Source organism: Faecalibacterium sp. BIOML-A4, assembly GCF_009679665.1.
In the GTDB taxonomy this organism is placed as follows: domain Bacteria; phylum Bacillota; class Clostridia; order Oscillospirales; family Ruminococcaceae; genus Faecalibacterium; species Faecalibacterium taiwanense.
Window position 1 is genome coordinate 119,786 of the sequence record NZ_WKZG01000003.1, and the last position, 18,023, is coordinate 137,808.

Consider the following 18,023-nt stretch of genomic DNA (forward strand, 5'->3'; position numbering starts at 1 on the left):
GATACATCTTAGAAAAAGGCCCTGCCATCCCGAAGGACAGCAGGGTCCAAAATTACAGCTTGAATTTACAGAGCGGAATCACAGCTGGCTCTTATACAGCTCTACGATCTCTTCCACGCTGGTGTCGCGGGGATTGCCGGGACGGCAGGCATCCGCAAATGCGGACTCGGCGAGGAACTGGATATCCTCTTCCTTCAGGATGCCGTGCAGATTTGCGGGGATGCCCACGTCTGCGCTCAGCTGCTTGACGGCGGCGATGGTTGCGTCAGCGGCTTCCACATCGTTCATCTCATCGATGCCCACAACGCCCATGGCCTTGCCCACGGCGCGGTAGCGCTCACCGGCAACGGACTTGTTGTACTCCAGACCCACCGGCAGCAGGATGGCGCAGGCCACACCGTGCGGGGTGTCATACAGAGCGGACAGGCCGTGTGCCATGGAGTGGACGATGCCCAGACCCACATTGGAGAAGCCCATGCCGGCGATGTACTGGCCCAGAGCCATGCCCTCGCGGCCTTCCGGGGTGTTCTGCACTGCGCCGCGCAGGCTCTGGCTGATGAGCTTGATGGCTTCCAGATGGAACATATCGGAGATGACGCAGTGGCCCTTGGTGATGTAGCCCTCGATGGCGTGGGTCAGAGCGTCCATGCCGGTGGCGGCGGTCAGGCCCTTGGGCATGGAGGACATCATATCGGGATCGACCACGGCGATCTCGGGGATATCGTTGGTATCCACGCAGACGAACTTGCGCTTTTTCTCCACATCGGTGATGACGTAGTTGATGGTGACCTCGGCAGCAGTGCCGGCGGTGGTGGGAACAGCGATGGTGAACACAGCGTGCTTCTTGGTGGGAGCAACGCCTTCCAGAGAGCGGACATCCGCAAACTCGGGGTTATTGATGATGATGCCGATGGCCTTTGCGGTATCCATGGAGGAGCCGCCGCCGATGGTCACGATGCAGTCAGCCTCGGCAGCCTTGAAAGCGGCCACGCCGTCCTGCACGTTGGCGATGGTGGGGTTGGGCTTGATCTCACTGTAAACAGCATAGGCAAAGTTTGCAGCATCCAGCAGATCGGTGACCTTCTTGGTGACGCCGAACTTGATCAGGTCGGGATCGGAGCAGACGAATGCCTTCTTGTAGCCGCGGGCGGTCAGTTCGGGAACGATGTTCTCAATGGCACCGTGGCCATGGTAGGAGATGGTATTCAGAACGATGCGGTCAGCCATAGTTATTTTTCCTCCAAATCTCTTTTCCGCCGCTTTCCGGGCGGAGCTCTTTGTTTTTCAGCATAGCACATTGTCAAAAGCTTTGCAATGTGAAATTGTTTGAATTTATTGTAATTTTTTATCAATGTGCAGTGTTTTATGGGCACTTTTTCCAACTTCCCACAGTTTTATGGTGTTTTTTCTTTTTCCCCTTGACAAACAGAGCAAATCGTGTATTATTGTATCAAGCGCTTAATACAGCAAGACAAGGAGATGATACCATGGGCGAACAGTTTGATGCCAGCCGCCCGATCTATGCCCAGCTTGTGGAACGGCTCAAGGCCCGGATCCTGGCCGGCACCTACCCGCCGGGCGGGCATCTGGATTCGGTACGGGATCTGGCCGCAGCCGCCGGGGTGAACCCAAACACGATGCAGCGGGCCCTTGCCCAGCTGGAGACGGAAGGTCTGGTGCACACCGAACGCACCGCAGGCCGCTATGTTACGGAGGATACTGCATTGATCGAACAACTTCGTGCCGACACCGCCCGGACGCTGGCGTCGGATTTTCTGGAAAAGATGCGCGGCATCGGCTACAGTCCCGCACAGGCAGCCGCGCTTTTGGAACACTGGGACGCAAAGGAGGACCGCAATGAATGAACTTTTGAGCTGTGAAGCACTGACCAAGTGCTACCAGAAGGATAAGACCGCACTGGAAAATGTAGACCTGCACATCGGCTTTGGCCGCATCGTGGGTCTGCTTGGCCCCAACGGCAGCGGCAAGACCACCCTCATCAAGCTGGCGAACGGTCTGCTGCAGCCCAGTGCAGGCAGCATCCGGATCGCCGGCATGACCCCCGGGCCGGACACCAAAGCCATCGTGTCCTATCTGCCGGACGCCGACTGGCTGCCGGACTGGATGCGTGTGGAGCAGCTGGTGGAAATGTTCCGCGAATTTTATGCCGATTTTGACCCCGCCAAGGCGAACGAAATGCTGGCCCGGCTGGAACTGGAACCGAAGGCGCGGCTCAAGACCCTCTCCAAGGGCAGCAAGGAAAAGGTGCAGCTGATCCTGGCCATGAGCCGCGCCGCAAAGCTCTACCTGCTGGATGAGCCCATTGGCGGCGTGGACCCTGCCGCCCGGGACTACATCCTGAGCACCATCCTGAACAACTACAGCCGGGATGCGACCGTCATTCTATCCACCCACCTCATCGGCGATATCGAGCCCATTCTGGACGAAGCCGTCTTTTTGAAGGATGGCCGGGTGTTCGCCCACCGCAATGCCGAAGAGCTGCGCGAGACCGAGGGCATGAGCGTGGATGCATATTTCCGGGAGGTATTCAAATGCTGAAACAACTGTTAAAATATGAATTCAAGGCCACCGGCCGCACCTACGGCGGGCTGTATCTGGCCCTTGTTGCGCTGGCAGTGCTGAGCGGCTTTTCCCTGCGCAGCTCTTCCAAGGACAACTTTGCATCTCTGCTGCTGTTCGCCTACATGGTCGTAGCCGTTGCGGTGGCAGTGGTGTCCGTGATGACCATTGTGACCCGCTTCACCCGCAATCTGCTGGGCCGCGAAGGCTACCTGATGCACACCCTGCCGGTGACGGAAAGCCAGCTCATCCTTTCCAAGCTGATCTCCAGCGTGGTTTGGATGCTTTGCAGCAGCATCGTGGGTATTTTCTCCTTTGCGGTGATGCTGCTGGCTCTGTCTCTGAACAGCGCGGCCCTGCAGCAGCTGCCGGAGCTGTGGCAGAAAGTGGTAGAGATCTTCCGAGAGATCTTCCGCATGACCGGCAGCTCCGGGTGGCTCTGGCTGGCCTTTGAAACGCTAAACGGGCTGGTGGCACTGGTGTCCAGCATCCTGTGCATCTATGCCGCATGCATGATCGGCCACCAGTTCAAAAAGCACATGGTCCCGGCCGGTATTCTGGCATTTTTCCTGCTGTCCTTCCTGCAGAACTGGCTAAGCTCCGGTGTCAGCAGTGCCGACATGCTGCAGGCTGTTTCCGATCCCACCCTTGGCGGCGTGGACATCTCCATCGCTGCGCCCAGTGCGTTCACCACCCTGTTCGGGCTGGCGGTCAGCATCGCCTTTGCCGCAGGATACTTTCTGCTGACCCGCTGGCTGATGGAGCATAAGCTGGATCTGGAATGATCTTAATGTCCTCCGCTTTCGTTCTGGGCATTTTCAGCGAAACTACTTCTTAATTGCAATTTGTAAAAGGCCGAACCATAAACTTCATCTGATACAAAAAACATCTGCAAGCTGCCCCATTCCGGGCAAAGCTTGCAGATGTTTTTCTTGTTATAAAGTGTTCAGCACTCGTCGTACTGCTTTTTCAGGTAGTTCAGGCATTCCACCGCGTTTTCCGGGGTGGTGTTCTCCAGCGTTGCAAAGATATAGGGCTTTTCCTGCTTTGCAAAGCGCAGGATGGTGCGGTAGTCCTCCATGCCTCCCTGCCCTGCACCCGTAGCAGCCAGCTGGCCGCCCGCATCCTTGCGCAGGAAATCCTTGAAGTGGATCATGGCAATGTCCTTACCCAGAAGCTCGATGGCCTCGGCGAACACTTCCTCGCGGCGGTCCACATTTTCCATGTTCAGCAGGTTGACGGGGTCGAACAGGATCTGCAGGTTCGGGCTGCCGATCTCGTCCAGCACGGTGCGGGCGCGTCTGGCATCGTACACGATGTGCTTGACCACCGGTTCAATGGCAATGGTCACGCCGTACTGCTCGGCACAGCGCACCACCGGCTTGAAGTTCCGGATAAAAGTAGCAAGGGCTTCGTCGCTGCGGCACTCCGGACAAAATTTGTACTCCGCGTTGGGCGCACCGGTCTCGGTGCCCACCATTCCGCAGCCCAGCAGGCTTGCAAAACGGATATGGGCATAGTATTTTTCCTGAATGGCGTGCAGGGCATCCGCATCCGGGTGGGCAAGGTTCAGGTAGTTGCCCAGCACGGCAATGTCGATGCCGTTTTTCTCAAACAGATGCCGCAGGTACAGCGCATAGCCGGGAGTCAGGGCGCTGGGGGTGCAGGGCAGCTCCCTGAAGGATTTGCTCAGGGCCACATGGGCGCAGGTAAAGCCTTTCTGGCGCACCAGCGGCAGCACCTGTTCAACGGGCAGCTTTTCCGCGTCATGCAGACGCAAGCCGAATTGGATCATGGAAAACCTCCTCCTTTCCCGCACAACACGCGGGGTTGCATTGACCTTATTATACACGAAAGCTGCGTTCCATGGAACAGCCTGAAACAAAAAAAGAGCATCACTTTGCACCCTCAATGGATACAAATGATGCTCTTTTTTCAGATCTGGTCCTGGCAGATGCGGCTCATTCTCAGCGCCGGTACTTTGCAGCGGCCTGCAGGCGCTGCATCGCACGGTCGAGCGCGATCTTGCTCTGATAATATTCATGCATGCTCTGCTGATGCTGCAAACGCTCCTCGGCACGGATGCGGGCAGCCTCGGCACGGTTCTTGTCGATATCCTCCGGACGCTCGGCGCTGTCCACCAGCACCATCACATAGGCAGGCGTCACCTCGGCAATGCCGTCGCCTACCAGGATGTCCCGGCTTTCACCGTTCACCTCAAAGTGCAGGATGCCCATGTGGATGGCCACCAGCACCGGGCTGTGTCCGGCCTGTATGCCGTACACGCCATCGCTGATGGGCAGCACAAGGTCTTCGCAATCGCCCTGATAGTACTCACCGCTGGACGCAGTGATGTTCAGCATGAACTTGTTCATCAGACGGCACCGCCCTTTTCCTCAGCCAGCTTTTCCGCTGCCTTCTGGCGGGCATCTTCCAGCGTACCAACGTTGAAGAAAGCCCACTCCGGCAGATCATCGGCCTCGCCGTCCACAATGGCGGCAAAGCCGCGCACGGTATCCTGCAGCGGCACATACTTGCCCTTCAGGCCGGTAAAGTTCTCGGCCACAGCAAAGGGCTGGGACAGGAACTTCTGCAGCTTGCGGGCGCGGGCAACGGTGAGCTTGTCGTTCTCGTCCAGCTCGTCCATGCCCAGAATGGCGATGATGTCCTGCAGTTCCTGATAGCGCTGCAGAATGGACTGCACCTTGCGGGCCACGCGATAGTGCTCCTCGCCCACGATATCCGCTTCCAGAATGCGGGAGGTGGATGCCAGCGGGTCCACGGCCGGGTAAATGCCCTGCTCCACGATCTTACGGGACAGCACGGTAGTGGCATCCAGATGTGCAAAGGTGGTGGCGGGGGCCGGGTCGGTCAGGTCGTCGGCGGGGACGTAGACGGCCTGCACAGAGGTGATGGAGCCTTCCTTGGTGGAGGTGATGCGCTCCTGCAGAGCGCCCAGCTCGTTGGCCAGAGTGGGCTGGTAGCCCACAGCAGAAGGCATACGGCCCATCAGAGCGGACACCTCGGAGCCTGCCTGCACGAAACGGAAGATGTTATCAATGAACAGCAGCACGTCCTTGTGGGTCTCCTCACGGAAGTACTCTGCCATGGTCAGGCCGGTCTCGGCAACACGCATACGTGCTCCTGGGGGCTCGTTCATCTGACCAAAGACCAGTGCGGTCTTATTCAGAACACCGGACTCGTTCATCTCGCCCCAAAGGTCGCAGCCCTCGCGGGAGCGCTCGCCCACGCCGGTGAAGATGGAGTAGCCGCCGTGCTCGGTGGCCACGTTATGGATCAGTTCCTGGATCAGCACGGTCTTGCCGACGCCTGCACCGCCGAACAGACCGATCTTGCCGCCCTTTGCATAGGGGGCCAGCAGGTCGATGACCTTGATGCCGGTCTCCAGAATTTCGGTCGCGGGCTTCTGCTCCGCAAAGTTGGGGGCCTTGCGGTGGATGGGCCAATGCGGCACATCATCCACAGAGCCCTTGCCGTCGATGGGTCTGCCCAGCGGGTCGAACATGCGGCCCAGCGTGGCTTCGCCCACCGGTGCGGTCAGGCCGTGGCCGGTAGCGGTCACGGTCATGCCCTTGCCCAGACCCTCGCTGGCGGAAAGCATGATGCAGCGCACAGTGGTCTCGTTGACATGCTGTGTCACTTCCATCGTGCGCTCGGTGCCCTCAGCGGTCACGGTAAGCGCTTCCTGCAGGGCAGGCAGCTTGCCTGCGGTGAACTGCACGTCCACCACAGGGCCGGCTACGCGAATAATAGTTCCCTGTATCATACGATTGCCTCTATACTAATTTGTAAATACGTTTTATTCCGCCCGGTCCTGCACGGCAGCCGCACCGCCGATGATCTCGGTGATCTCCTGTGTAATGGAGCCCTGACGGGTGCGGTTGTATTCCAGCTGCAGCTCCCGGATCATATCGTTGGCGTTCTTGGTGGCGGAATCCATGGCGGTCATGCGGGCGCTCTGCTCTGCGCAGAAGCTCTCGGTCATGGCACCAAAGATCATGCCGTGCATATAAATGGGCGCGATTTGTTCAAACACCGTCCATGCAGACGGGAACATCTCCACATCGCCCTTCGGATCGCCCAGACCCTTGGGGGCAGGCTGCAGATGGGCGCGGTCCAGCGGAAGCAGACGCACCATGGTGGGCTCGCTGGTCAATGCATTCTCGATGCGGGTATAGATGAGATAGATCTCATCCAGCTTGCCGGTCTTGAAATCATCGATGGCGTCCATCGTGATATCGCGGGCACGCTGCAGCGTAGGCTCCGTGGCACCGTAGTGGAAATCCTCCACCAGCCGCGGATCCTTGTGGTACAGGGCGCGGTAGCCGGTCTGGCCGATCACATAGAACCGGTCATTCTCATCCGCATTTTCCTTGAGGAACTTGATGATGTTCTGGTTGTAAGCGCCTGCCATGCCCTTATCTGCCGTCAGCACGATGTAAGCGCGCTTGGGGTTTGCGGTGTTGCGTTCGTGGAAGAACGGATGCACCGGCTCTTCCGGCAGGTGGGGCACCACGCGGGAAATGGTATCGCGCATACGGTTGAAGTAGGGCGATACATTCTGGTAGTTCTTACGTGCCTTGCGCAGCTTGGACGAGGAGATCAGGTACATGGCGTTCGTGATCTTCATGGTGTCCTGAATGCTCTCGATGCGCTCCTTCAGCAGCTTACTGGACGGCATGGCTGTCGCCTCCCGCATAAGCTTTCCAGGCGTTCAGGATGGCATCGACCATTTCAGGTTCCAGCTTGCCGGTGGCGGTGATCTTATCCATCGTACCGGACACATCCGCGCGGAACTGACGCACAAATGCGGAAGTTTTGGCGCGCAGCTCGGCAGTGGGCAGTTCGTCCAGCACACCGTGGGAAGCCAGCACCAGCGTGACCACCTGCTCGGCGTCGGACTTGGGCTGATACAGCGGCTGCTTGAGCATTTCCATCAGAGCCTTGCCGTGATCCAGCTGGCGGCGGGTCTCCGCGTCCAGATCCGAGCTGAACTGTGCAAAGGACTCCATATCCTTGTACTGTGCCAGCTCGATACGCAGGTTGGCGTTGGCCTTCTTCATGGCCTTGGTCTGGGCAGCGCCGCCCACACGGGACACCGACAGACCCACATTGACGGCCGGGCGGTTGCCTGCATTGAACAGGGCGCTCTCGAGGAAGATCTGACCATCGGTGATGGAAATGACATTGGTGGGGATGTAGGCGGAAACGTCGCCTGCCTGCGTCTCTACGATAGGCAGTGCGGTGATGGAACCGCCGCCCAGATCGTCGCGCATCCGGCAGGAGCGCTCCAGCAGACGGGAGTGCAGATAGAACACATCGCCGGGGTAAGCCTCACGGCCCGGAGAGCGGCGCAGCAGCAGAGAAATGGCACGGTAAGCCACTGCATGCTTGGACAGATCGTCGTAAACGATCAGCACGCTCTTGCCCTGACTCATGAAGTACTCGGCCAGTGCGGTGCCGGCATAGGGTGCAATGTACTGCAGGGGAGCGGAATCCGAAGCAGTAGCCGCCACGATGGTGGTGTAGCTCATGGCACCGTGCTTCTGCAGATCGCCTGCCACGCGGGCAATGGAAGAAGCCTTCTGGCCGATGGCCACATAAATGCACAGCACACCGGTGTTTTTCTGGTTCAGGATGGCGTCCGTGGCGATGGAGGTCTTGCCGGTCTGGCGGTCGCCGATGATCAGTTCACGCTGGCCGCGGCCGATGGGGAACATGGAATCGATGGCGAGGATGCCGGTGTGGAGCGGGGTATCCACGCTCTGACGCTCCAGAATGCCGGGGGCCTGCTTTTCGATGGGGTTGTAGCCCACAGCTTCAATGGGGCCCTTGCCATCGATGGGCTCGCCCAGCGGGCTGATGACACGGCCCAGGAAGGCATCGCCCACCGGGATGCCGGCACGCTTGCCGCTGCGGGTCACCATGGTGCCCACGCCGACGGTCTCAGCTCCGTCGAACAGCATGATGCCCAGCTGTTCGGGGTCCACGCTCTCCACCATGCCCTTGGCACCGTTGTCGAAGGTGACGATCTCGCCGTACACAGCGCGGTTCATGCCTTCGACGTGCACGATGCCGTCGGCAGAGGAGATGACCACACCGCCCTCGGCAGAGGTCTCGGCGGGCTTGTAGTCCTCAATGCGGGTCTTGAGGGTAGCCAGCGAGGGCTTGCCCTCCATCATCTTGTCCAGCTGATGACGGCCGGAGTTATCGAACACGCGGTCGCCCACCTGCAGGACATAGCCGGACAGCAGGCTCTCGTCCACCGTCACGTTCAGGATGACCTCGGTGGCATCATACAGCTTGCGTACCTCGGCGCGGATCCGGTTCAGCTCCTCTTCCCGGGGCTTGCGGGCGCTGCGCAGCTCGGCCTTGACGATGCGGTTGTCCGCAAAAAATTCACGACTGAATTCAGTTGCCATTGCCTGCACCTGCTTTCTCCAGCAGATCGTCCAGCAGACGTGCGTCGTCCTGGGCGGTCAGATTGCGGGCCAGCAGCTTCTCGCACATCGCACGGGCCAGTGCCGTGGTCTGGGCATCGGCTTCCCGCAGCTTGCTCTGGCGTTCGGCCTCGGCGCTTGCCTTGCCGGCTGCCACGATGGCGTCTGCCTGCTTGCGGGCATCTGCCAGCAGCTGCTGCTTTTCGACCTCAGCCTGCTTTTCGTAGGCTTCGCGGCGGGCAGCGGCCTCATTGTCCACATTGCGCAGTTTTTCCTGTGCGGCGTTCATGGTCTCTGCGGCTTCCTTCTTGGAGGTCTCCGCATCGGCCAGGTTTGCGTCCACCATCTGCTGGCGCTTTGCGATCACGTCCTGAACAGGCTTGAACAGGAACTTGCGCAGCACCGCATACATGACGAGGACGTTCACGACGGTCCACAGCAGGTTAATATCCAACTTCAGCATTCGTCTGCGCCTCCGTTACTGACCCAGGAACAGGATGATCAGCAGTGCAACGACGAAGCCGAAAATTGCAGTACCTTCTGCCAGAGCAGCGCCCAGCAGCAGGTTGGTCTGGATCTTGCCGGATGCCTCGGGCTGACGGGAGATAGCCTCCGTTGCCTTACCCGTTGCGATGCCGATGCCGATACCGCCGCCAATGCCGGTCAGCGCTGCAATGCCAGCGCCCAGAGCAATCAAACCATTCATAGTAATAATCTCCTTTTAAATTCAGTAAATATCAATGGATCAGTCTTCTCCGCCCATGGTCTCTTTCATGAACAGCGAAGTCAGGAACACGAACACATAGGTCTGGATCAGACCGTCGAACAGGTCAAAATACAGGCTGAACACCGCCGGGACGAACACAGGCACCACGAGCTTGATCAGCTCCATGATGACGAATGCACCCAGCACGTTGCCGAACAGTCGCATGCAGAGGCTGGTCGGGCGAATGGCGATCTCGAGGATGTTCATAGGGGTCATGATCGGAGTGGGGGCAGACAGACTCTTGAGGAAGCCAATGCCGCCGCGTGCACGGATGCCGGCACCCTCGATCAGGACGATGCTCATCAGCGCCAGCGCTGCGGTCACGTCCAGATCCTTCGTGGGGGGCTTGACACCGAACACGCCGATCAGGTTGCTGAAGGCGATGTAGATGGCCACGGTCATCAGGTAAGGCACATAGCGCCTGCCCTTTTCGCCCAGCAGACCTTCAAAGAAATTAGTGCCTGCGAGGTAGGCCATTTCCAGCACGGCCTGACGCTTGCTGATATGGTCCACCTTCAGGTTTCTGGTAAGCAGGATCGAGCCGATGGTGACGATGGCCAGGATCACCCAGCTGATGACCACGGATTCCGGGATCTGCAGCGGGCCGACCTTGACGTATTCGACGGTCAGCTCTTCCATCAATGCTTTGGTCAGATTATTCAATTGTTTTTCCTCCTTCCTGAAGAATAGGGTTCCGGGGGTAAGACCGCCGCACCGCCCCGGCGGCGCAGCGTCCTTCTTATCGCTCGAAGAAAAGGCGCAGCTTTGTGAAAAAAGTAAGGAAGGTGTTCGGCTCTGTCCGGTCACACCCTCCCTCCTGCACGGGTCACTTCGTCTTTTTTCGTTGTGTATGATAGTACGATTGACGAAAATTGGCAAGTGGCTTTGTGCACATTCTACATTTTAGGTGGTTCTACTGCATTGATATATAAAAAAAGTTGTGCATCTTGTCTAACAAAATGCTCTTCACATGTACTTTTTCCACAAATTTCTTAGCCAATTCTTAGGTTTCAATGGCTTTTTCAGGGCATTCCGGGGAATATTTCCATCAAAAATGCCCCATTGTACATACTTTATATGCCCGATATATAAAATTCGTATAGGCGTCTCGTCCGGTATTACACCCGCTCCTATACATATTTATTATAACTGCATATCTAAAATCTGTCAGTCCGCCTGTTTTGCGCCGCGGCGGAACACCAGCCGGAAGATGGCACGGGCAAGCGGCCCGCAGTACAGCATCTGCCAGCACAGGGCCATGGGCATATTGCAGCCCCATGTATGCACCCAAGTGCCAAAGCCGGGTTCTTTAAACAGCACCGTTGCGATCAGGCTCATCACCGGGCACATGATGCACACGATCATCAGCGAGATGGCATAGGTGATGAACTGCGGACGATCTGTGGGCCGCATGAACATAAACGCCAATCCGGTGGCCAGTTTCTCCACCACGAAAAATTCCAGCACGCAGGCAATGGGAACCATGATCGGCATCTCGTGCAGAGCCATGACAAAGGTGGCATTGGTGACACCGCCTGTGTTCAGCGCCACATTGTAAACGATCATGCCATAGACCATAATGGCAGCCATGACAATGGTAAAGAAGATACGTTCCGGTAAAGTTTTAGGCATTTTGATTGTGTCTCCATTTCTTTTGTGTGTAAATTTTTGCCGCAAAAAAGCCGCCCCGCGAAACTTTCATCTCGCGGGGCGGCGGCGACTACCATTCATTGGCGCTATTTTAGCACAAATCGATCTGACGCATAATACCCTGTGGACACTTTCTCCCGTTTTGCGCAAAATCCTCCACAAACGGCCCGGAACTTCTGGGCAGCTTTGCTGTTGACTTCCTCGGCAGCCCTCCCTGCAGGGCACAGAGTTCCTCTCCAAAGGGCCCGATCGTCCGGACACACCGCGCAGAAAGCGGCATTTTGCACGTTCCATCTGCTGTTTTTCAAGAACTGCACAATTTTATATTTCTATCCTTGTGCACTCTGCGAATAGACAAATCAATCAGGAATATGTATAATAAAGCCAGAAACCAGAGAAGTACAGCAGAAGCTCAAGAGAGAGCTAATCCCGCTGACTTGAAGCAGAAAGGAGCGAGACCGATGGTCGATATGGAACCCGCACAGCAGGGACAGGCTGTCGGGATTCGCTGAGAAGCAAAATAGAGGCTCACCACAGACGGGATGTTTCCCCCGTATAAAAACACAACAAAAATGAGCCAGTCTTGAGCATCAAAAATGCGATTACACGACAACCTGTCGATAAACTTAACCCCCAGCGATTCAAATAGATCCGCCGGAGATGATTCCTATGAAGGTATCTTTTGTACGGAGAACATTATTTGAATAGCAAAAAAGGAGTTCTACCAATGTACTAAGTAGTTTGCCCCTGGCGAATCTAACTCGAAAGAATGTGGTAATATGAAATTCATCTTTAGAATCTCGGTGCCGCACTCCATCAGTTAAGAGAAGGGTCAATCCAATGTACTAAGTAATCAGTCCCCTTGAAATAGATTCTCAGTTTCCAGTAGTTTCTAAGGAGAGTCACCCTATGAAACGTTTACTCCGAAAATGAGGAACCCCAAGGAGAAGAGGCTTATGACTCCGAAGAAGTAAGTATCCAGCCGGACGAGGGCTTGCAACCGCCTCGTCCGGCTGGTTTTATTTTGTGCTGTTTTCACCAACAGTCAACGCCCGATTTGTGCAAATTTTACGCAGGAAGGTTGAATACCGTCCTTTGTTTTTGCACTTTTCTGTGGTATACTGTGGAAAAAGATGGGAGGTTCATTTCATGGAGTCGTTCGTTTCGGTTTCCACTCTGCTTAATCTTGTGCTGACCGTTATCTGGTTCATCTCCGGCATTCGGGATTTTCAAGGCAAAGACCCGTTCCTCGATCTGCCGTTCAACCAGTATCACCGCGACCCGGAGTACCGCGCCTTCTGGCAGAAAAAGAACGGCGTGTTTTACATGCTCAACAGCATCGCCTTTCTGATCTTAGCCTTCACACCTGTTACATCGCTGCTCTACCGTATCATCTTCGGCATCGCCATTGTGGGAGACCTTCTTTATCTTGTCGCTTACGAAAGCTGGAACCATAGTGCGGATTGACAGCCGGAAAGGGGCCACTATGAATTTGAATCTTTCGGACTGGGATTGGCTGAACGCCGCGCTGGGTGTGCTGTTTTTGTACCGCGGCATCCGGGATCTGTACAATGGCACCGGCACCGGTTGGAGCACCGAGGACGAAAAGAAGCATTTTCACAAATTTTACGGCATTGCTTCGATCCTTTGCGGTGCACTCTATCTGGTCAACATTTTTCTGCCAAAGGTCGAGCCGCTGAATTCCATTTTGATGGTGGCGGCGCTCGTGTTGTGCACTGCCCTGCTGATCTCGTATCTGTGCTATGCCCTGAGTAGGAGCGACAAAACCAAAAAGTGAGGGGTTGCTATGGAAGTCATCTGTGCGATCTTAACCGCACTTTTCGGCATCGGGTTCGGCATTTTTATGGCGCTGCAGCCGGAGGATGCCATTGCCCTGCATGACCGTGGACGGTATACACAGACCGAACCAACGGAAGCGTACATCAAATTGACCCGGCTGGAGGGCATCGGACTTTCGGTGCTCTGTGCCGTGCTTCTGGTGGTTCTGCTGTTCGCACCCCAATAATACTTTGCAGCTTTCCTCTTGCGGATTTTTTCTCACCCTGTTACAATGAGAAAAAAACGCAGGAGGTATTTTATTATGGTCAAGCATGTGATCCTGTGGCAGCTGAAGGACGAGCTGTCCGACGCCGAAAAAGCCGCCGTCAAGGCAGGCATCAAGGAAGGGCTGGAAGGTCTGGCAGGCAAGGTCCCGGGCCTTGTGGAAGTGCATGTCAACATCAACGGTCTCCCCTCTTCCACCGCCGACCTGATGCTGGACACCACCTTTGAAAGCGCCGAGGCCCTCAAGGGCTACTCCGTCCATCCCGCCCATGTGGCTGTGGCCGACGGCAAGGTGCGGCCCTACACCAAGGCACGGTTCTGTCTGGATTACGAGATTTAATGTTGACAAACCCACCGTTTTTGCGTATTATAGACATAACAATGTAAATTGGCTGTGAAGAGAAGAGTACGCACCGTCTGCGCCTGACAGAAAGCCCGAAGGATGGAACCGGGCAGGCCGCGCGATGCCGAAGATGGTCTCGGAGCTGCGCAGGTGAAAATTGAGCCTGCGACGGGTGCGCCCGTTACCGCGCTGCGCCGTGCTTTTTGGCCCGGCAAAAGGCTGCGCCCGCAAGGGTGCGGCGAAGCAAGGTGGTACCACGAAAGTTACAAGCTCTCGTCCTTGTCCGGCTCAGTCCGGCAGGATGAGGGCTTTTTTCGTCCCCCGCCAAATCAGGAAAGGAAGAGTATCAACCTATGAGTGAACACAAGACATTCTACATTACCACTCCCATCTACTACCCCAGCGACAAACTGCACATCGGCCACAGCTATACCACTGTCGCCTGCGACGCACTGGCACGCTTCAAGCGGATGCAGGGCTATGACGTCATGTTCCTGACCGGCACCGACGAGCACGGCCAGAAGATCCAGGACAAGGCCGCCGACGCCGGTGTGACCCCCAAGGAGTATGTGGACAAGATCGTAGCCACCGTCAAGGATCTGTGGAAACTGCTGGACGTCAGCTACGACCGCTTCATCCGCACCACCGACGACTACCACATGGAGTCCTGCCAGAAAATTTTCACCAAGCTGTATGAGCAGGGCGACATCTACAAGGGCGAGTACATCGGCCACTACTGCAAGCCCTGCGAGAGCTTCTGGACCGACAGCCAGCTGGTGGACGGCAAGTGCCCCGATTGCGGCCGCGAAGTGTACGACGCACACGAGGAAGCCTACTTCTTCAAGACCAGCAAGTATGCCGACCGCCTGCTGAAGCTCTACGAGGAGAACCCCCAGTTCATCCAGCCTGAGAGCCGCAAGAACGAGATGATCGCCTTCATCAAGCAGGGCCTGCAGGACACCTGCGTGTCCCGCACCTCCGTGAAGTGGGGCATCCCCGTGCCCTTTGACCCCAAGCACACCATGTATGTGTGGGTGGATGCCCTGAGCAACTATATCTCCGCGCTGGGCTACGGTAACGAAAAATATCACGACTACGACAAGTTCTGGCCTGCCGACCTTCACATGGTGGGCAAGGAGATCCTGCGTTTCCACACCATTCTGTGGCCTGCCATGCTGATGGCTCTGGATCTGCCCCTGCCCAAACGGGTGTTCGGCCACGGCTGGCTGCTGATGAACGGCGGCAAGATGTCCAAGTCCGTGGGCAATGTGGTGGACCCTGTGATCCTGTGCGACCGCTACGGCGTGGATGCCATCCGCTACTTCCTGCTGCGTGAGATTCCCTTCGGCAACGATGGCATGTTCACCAACGAAGCCCTGATCACCCGCATCAACAGCGATCTGGCGAACGATTTGGGCAACCTGCTCAGTCGCACCGTCGCCATGTGCGAGAAGTACTTCGGCGGCACCGTGCACAATGTGGCCGGTACCGAGGCCATTGACACCGAGCTGGAGACCATGGTCAACGAGCTGACCGCCAAGGTCACGGCCGACATGGACAGCCTGACCATCCCGCAGGCCCTGATGGAGATCTTTGCGGTCATCCAGCGCGCCAACAAGTACATCGACGAGACCGCTCCCTGGGCGCTGGCCAAGGACGAGGCCAACAAGGCCCGTCTGGAGAGCGTGCTGTACCACCTGTGCGAGGCACTGCGCGTGTGCGGCATCCTGCTGAACGCATACCTGCCCACCACCGCACCCAAGATGATGGAACAGCTGGGTCTGGACGCATCTGCTCTGGACCTGACCAAGACCACCTACGGCGCACAGGAGACCTACACCGTGCACAAGGGCGAGGCACTGTTCCCCCGCATCGATGTGGCAAAGGAAATTGCCCACCTGAAGGAAGAGGACGAGAAGCGCAAGGCCGCTGCCGAAGCTGCCAACAAGGCCAAGGCTGAAGCTGAGAAGAAGGCTGCCGCCCCCGCCGAGGAGAGCACCGTGGACTTTACCCACGAGGAAGAGATCGACTTTGACACCTTCTGCAAGGTGGAACTGCGCGTGGCCGAAGTGCGCGCCTGCGAGAACCTGAAGGAAAGCAAGAAGCTGCTGCACCTGACCGTGTTTGACGGCGAGCGGGAGCGCTGCATCCTTTCCGGCATTGCAAAGTGGTTCAAGCCGGAAGACCTGATCGGTAAGAAGATCGGCATTGTGTGCAATCTGGCACCTCGCCCCATGATGAAGGGCAAGTATGTCAGCGAGGGCATGATCTTTGCTGCTGATACCGCCGACGGCGGCTGCTCCATCGCTTTCTACGGCGACGACACCCCCGTAGGCAGCCGCATCCACTGAGCCGCCATGCAGGAAAACAAAACGCTTTCCCGCGCGGAATGGCTGGATAAGATCTTCGGCACGCCGGTGTTCGCCGTGCTGCTGGCCATCTTCTGCAATGTGCTGTGGGGCTCGGCCTTCCCGTTCATCAAGCTGGGCTACCGGCTGTTCTCCATTGAGACCAGCAGCACCGCCTCCATCTTCTGCTTTGCCGGTGTGCGGTTCATGCTGGGCAGCTTTCTGGTGCTTCTGGGCAGTGTTCTGCTGCAGAGCCGCCTGCCCAAGTTTCCCCGCGGCAAAGTGGCAGCGGAGTGCTGTGCTCTGGGCCTGTGGCAGACCACGACCCAGTACGCATTCTATTACATCGCTGTTGCCATGCTCACGGGTGCCTTTGGCGGCATCCTGAACAGCACCCAGAGCTTTCTAGGCGTGATCTTTGCCCATTTCATCTACGGCAACGCCGACCGCATGACCCCTGCCAAAACGCTGGGCTGTGTCATCGGCTTTGCGGGCGTGCTCATCGGCACGCTGGGCAACCACGGCAGCGGCAGCGGCTGGGGCGTGTTCTGCATGATGGCCGCTACCATCATCTTTACCCTGTCCGGCCCGTGGAACAAATCCGTGACCAAAAAAGCAGACAGCTTTGCCGTCTGCTTCATCAACCTGTTCGTGGGCGGTCTGGCACTGTTCGTGCTGGGCACTGTGCTGGGCGGCAGTCTCCATGTGCAGAGCGCACTGGCGGTGGCGGTCATGCTGTATCTGGCCTTCATCTGCGGGGCAGGCTATGTGCTGTGGGCCCTGCTGATGAAGAACAACCCGGTCAGCCGCATTGCCATCTTTGGCTTTGTGAACCCGGTGGTCAACGTACTGCTGAGCGCCGTGCTCAACGGCGAACCCCTGTTCCGCTGGCAGTATCTGGCGGCGCTGGTGTTCGTGTGTGTGGGCATCTGGCTGGTGAACAAGGCCCCCGCCAAAAAGGAGGGCAAATGACCGGCCCCATTTTTGACACCCACGCGCACTACAGCGCCCGCGCCTTTGACGCCGACCGCGATTTCCTGCTGGGCAGCCTGCCCGGCAAGGGCGTGGTGGGCGTGTGTGAACAGGCCACCCACTCCGGGGATGCACCCAAAGTGCTGGAGCTGGCGCACCGCTACCCGTGGGTGGTGGCAGCTGTTGGCATCCACCCGGAAAGCCTGCTGCCCGCCGCCGACTGCGGCGAGGAAGGCCCGGCTCCTACGGTCTCGGTGTACGGCGGGGACTGGGCCGCAGAGATGCGCGCTCTGGCCCCGTATTACGAGGACCCCAAGGTGGTAGCTGTGGGGGAGTGCGGGCTGGACTACCACTGGCCTGTGCCCAAGGACGCCCAGCTGGCCATGTTTGAAGCACACATCCGGCTGGCGCTGGAGCTGGACAAGCCCATCATCGTGCACGACCGCAATGCGCACGCCGATGCTTACGCCCTGCTCAAAAAATACCAGCCCAAGGGCATCGTCCACTGCTATTCCGGCAGTGCCGATGACGCGGTGTGGCTGGCAAAGCAGGGACTGTTCATCGGTTTTGGCGGGGCGTGTACCTTCAAGGGTGCCAAGCGGGCGGCAAAAGCCATCAGCGCCCTGCCGCTGGAAAGCATCGTGCTGGAGACCGACTGCCCCTACATGGCACCGGAGCCGGTGCGCGGCACCCGCTGTGACAGCTCCCTCATCCGCTATGTGGGCGAGTATATCGCCCAGCTGCGGGGCATCTCTGTGGAAGAGGTGTTCCGCACCACAGCCGAAAATGCCCGCCGGGTATACGGGCTGTGATCCGTTTTTCGCAAGTTGCACAGGTTT

20 protein-coding genes and 1 other annotated feature are annotated in these 18,023 nt (G+C 57.6%); of the genes, 10 read left to right on the forward strand and 10 right to left on the reverse strand.

What is annotated here, in order from left to right; all coding sequences use genetic code 11:
• Positions 1-78 precede the first annotated feature (78 nt).
• Positions 79-1,227 (reverse strand): lactaldehyde reductase, encoded by a 1,149-nt coding sequence (gene fucO / locus GKG34_RS03325; RefSeq protein ID WP_097781577.1) that lies wholly within the window; start codon positions 1,225-1,227, stop codon positions 79-81.
• Positions 1,228-1,487: 260 nt separating this feature from the next.
• Here fucO and GKG34_RS03330 point away from each other — a divergent pair, with 260 nt between their 5' ends.
• Genes GKG34_RS03330 through GKG34_RS03340 form a run of 3 tightly spaced genes read left to right on the forward strand, consistent with a single transcriptional unit; the run spans position 1,488 to position 3,365 of the window.
• Positions 1,488-1,865 carry a GntR family transcriptional regulator gene (locus GKG34_RS03330; RefSeq protein WP_120020920.1) on the forward strand — a complete coding sequence of 126 codons (378 nt, stop codon included), beginning with the start codon at positions 1,488-1,490 and terminating at the stop codon, positions 1,863-1,865.
• A complete protein-coding gene (locus GKG34_RS03335; RefSeq protein WP_097775205.1) occupies positions 1,858-2,559 on the forward strand; it encodes an ABC transporter ATP-binding protein in 702 nt (233 codons plus the stop codon). Before GKG34_RS03330 ends, GKG34_RS03335 begins: the two co-directional genes overlap by 8 nt.
• Positions 2,553-3,365 (forward strand): ABC-2 transporter permease, encoded by an 813-nt coding sequence (locus GKG34_RS03340; RefSeq protein WP_005944482.1) that lies wholly within the window; start codon positions 2,553-2,555, stop codon positions 3,363-3,365. Before GKG34_RS03335 ends, GKG34_RS03340 begins: the two co-directional genes overlap by 7 nt.
• Positions 3,366-3,526: 161 nt before the next feature.
• Here GKG34_RS03340 and GKG34_RS03345 read toward each other — a convergent pair whose 3' ends face one another.
• The 9 genes from GKG34_RS03345 to GKG34_RS03385 form a co-directional block, all read right to left on the reverse strand.
• Positions 3,527-4,375, reverse strand: a complete 849-nt coding sequence (locus GKG34_RS03345; protein ID WP_005944483.1) for a sugar phosphate isomerase/epimerase family protein — start codon at positions 4,373-4,375, stop codon at positions 3,527-3,529.
• Between the two features lie 172 nt (positions 4,376-4,547).
• Positions 4,548-4,955 carry an ATP synthase F1 subunit epsilon gene (gene atpC / locus GKG34_RS03350; RefSeq protein ID WP_005944484.1) on the reverse strand — a complete coding sequence of 136 codons (408 nt, stop codon included), beginning with the start codon at positions 4,953-4,955 and terminating at the stop codon, positions 4,548-4,550.
• A complete protein-coding gene (gene atpD / locus GKG34_RS03355; protein WP_154255596.1) occupies positions 4,955-6,367 on the reverse strand; it encodes a F0F1 ATP synthase subunit beta in 1,413 nt (470 codons plus the stop codon). The genes atpC and atpD overlap by 1 nt, the downstream gene beginning before the upstream one ends.
• Before the next feature lie 33 nt (positions 6,368-6,400).
• On the reverse strand, positions 6,401-7,282 hold the full coding sequence (atpG, locus tag GKG34_RS03360; protein ID WP_154255597.1) for an ATP synthase F1 subunit gamma: 882 nt from the start codon (positions 7,280-7,282) through the stop codon (positions 6,401-6,403).
• Positions 7,269-9,023 (reverse strand): F0F1 ATP synthase subunit alpha, encoded by a 1,755-nt coding sequence (gene atpA / locus GKG34_RS03365; protein ID WP_005944488.1) that lies wholly within the window; start codon positions 9,021-9,023, stop codon positions 7,269-7,271. Before atpA ends, atpG begins: the two co-directional genes overlap by 14 nt.
• The gene (locus GKG34_RS03370) at positions 9,013-9,504 is read right to left on the reverse strand and encodes an ATP synthase F0 subunit B (RefSeq protein ID WP_005944489.1); all 492 of its coding nucleotides are present in this window, start codon (positions 9,502-9,504) and stop codon (positions 9,013-9,015) included. Before GKG34_RS03370 ends, atpA begins: the two co-directional genes overlap by 11 nt.
• 15 nt (positions 9,505-9,519) lie before the next feature.
• Positions 9,520-9,747, reverse strand: a complete 228-nt coding sequence (atpE, locus tag GKG34_RS03375; RefSeq protein ID WP_005944490.1) for an ATP synthase F0 subunit C — start codon at positions 9,745-9,747, stop codon at positions 9,520-9,522.
• A gap of 39 nt (positions 9,748-9,786) precedes the next feature.
• Positions 9,787-10,470, reverse strand: a complete 684-nt coding sequence (locus tag GKG34_RS03380) for a F0F1 ATP synthase subunit A (RefSeq protein ID WP_173015216.1) — start codon at positions 10,468-10,470, stop codon at positions 9,787-9,789.
• A gap of 504 nt (positions 10,471-10,974) precedes the next feature.
• Entirely contained in the window at positions 10,975-11,439 is a 465-nt protein-coding gene (locus GKG34_RS03385) for a DUF2798 domain-containing protein (RefSeq protein WP_097775200.1), read from the reverse strand.
• Positions 11,440-12,606: 1,167 nt separating this feature from the next.
• On the opposite strand from GKG34_RS03385, the gene GKG34_RS03390 reads away from it, so the two are divergent.
• The 7 genes from GKG34_RS03390 to GKG34_RS03420 all read left to right on the forward strand — a co-directional run bounded on the left by GKG34_RS03390 (position 12,607) and on the right by GKG34_RS03420 (position 17,996).
• The gene (locus GKG34_RS03390) at positions 12,607-12,924 is read left to right on the forward strand and encodes a hypothetical protein (RefSeq protein ID WP_154255598.1); all 318 of its coding nucleotides are present in this window, start codon (positions 12,607-12,609) and stop codon (positions 12,922-12,924) included.
• A gap of 19 nt (positions 12,925-12,943) precedes the next feature.
• On the forward strand, positions 12,944-13,255 hold the full coding sequence (locus tag GKG34_RS03395) for a hypothetical protein (protein WP_154255599.1): 312 nt from the start codon (positions 12,944-12,946) through the stop codon (positions 13,253-13,255).
• A gap of 9 nt (positions 13,256-13,264) precedes the next feature.
• Positions 13,265-13,483 carry a hypothetical protein gene (locus tag GKG34_RS03400; RefSeq protein ID WP_154255600.1) on the forward strand — a complete coding sequence of 73 codons (219 nt, stop codon included), beginning with the start codon at positions 13,265-13,267 and terminating at the stop codon, positions 13,481-13,483.
• Positions 13,484-13,558: 75 nt separating this feature from the next.
• Positions 13,559-13,861, forward strand: coding sequence for a Dabb family protein (locus tag GKG34_RS03405; protein WP_097781569.1), 303 nt, complete (start codon positions 13,559-13,561; stop codon positions 13,859-13,861).
• Positions 13,862-13,906: 45 nt separating this feature from the next.
• Positions 13,907-14,148, forward strand: a binding site (T-box leader).
• A 69-nt stretch (positions 14,149-14,217) separates the two neighbouring features.
• Complete coding sequence (gene metG, locus GKG34_RS03410) at positions 14,218-16,215, forward strand: methionine--tRNA ligase (protein ID WP_005944502.1); 1,998 nt, start codon at positions 14,218-14,220, stop codon at positions 16,213-16,215.
• A 6-nt stretch (positions 16,216-16,221) separates the two neighbouring features.
• Positions 16,222-17,184, forward strand: a complete 963-nt coding sequence (locus tag GKG34_RS03415; RefSeq protein ID WP_154255601.1) for an EamA family transporter — start codon at positions 16,222-16,224, stop codon at positions 17,182-17,184.
• Complete coding sequence (locus GKG34_RS03420; protein ID WP_154255602.1) at positions 17,181-17,996, forward strand: TatD family hydrolase; 816 nt, start codon at positions 17,181-17,183, stop codon at positions 17,994-17,996. Before GKG34_RS03415 ends, GKG34_RS03420 begins: the two co-directional genes overlap by 4 nt.
• The last annotated feature ends 27 nt before the right edge of the window (positions 17,997-18,023 follow it).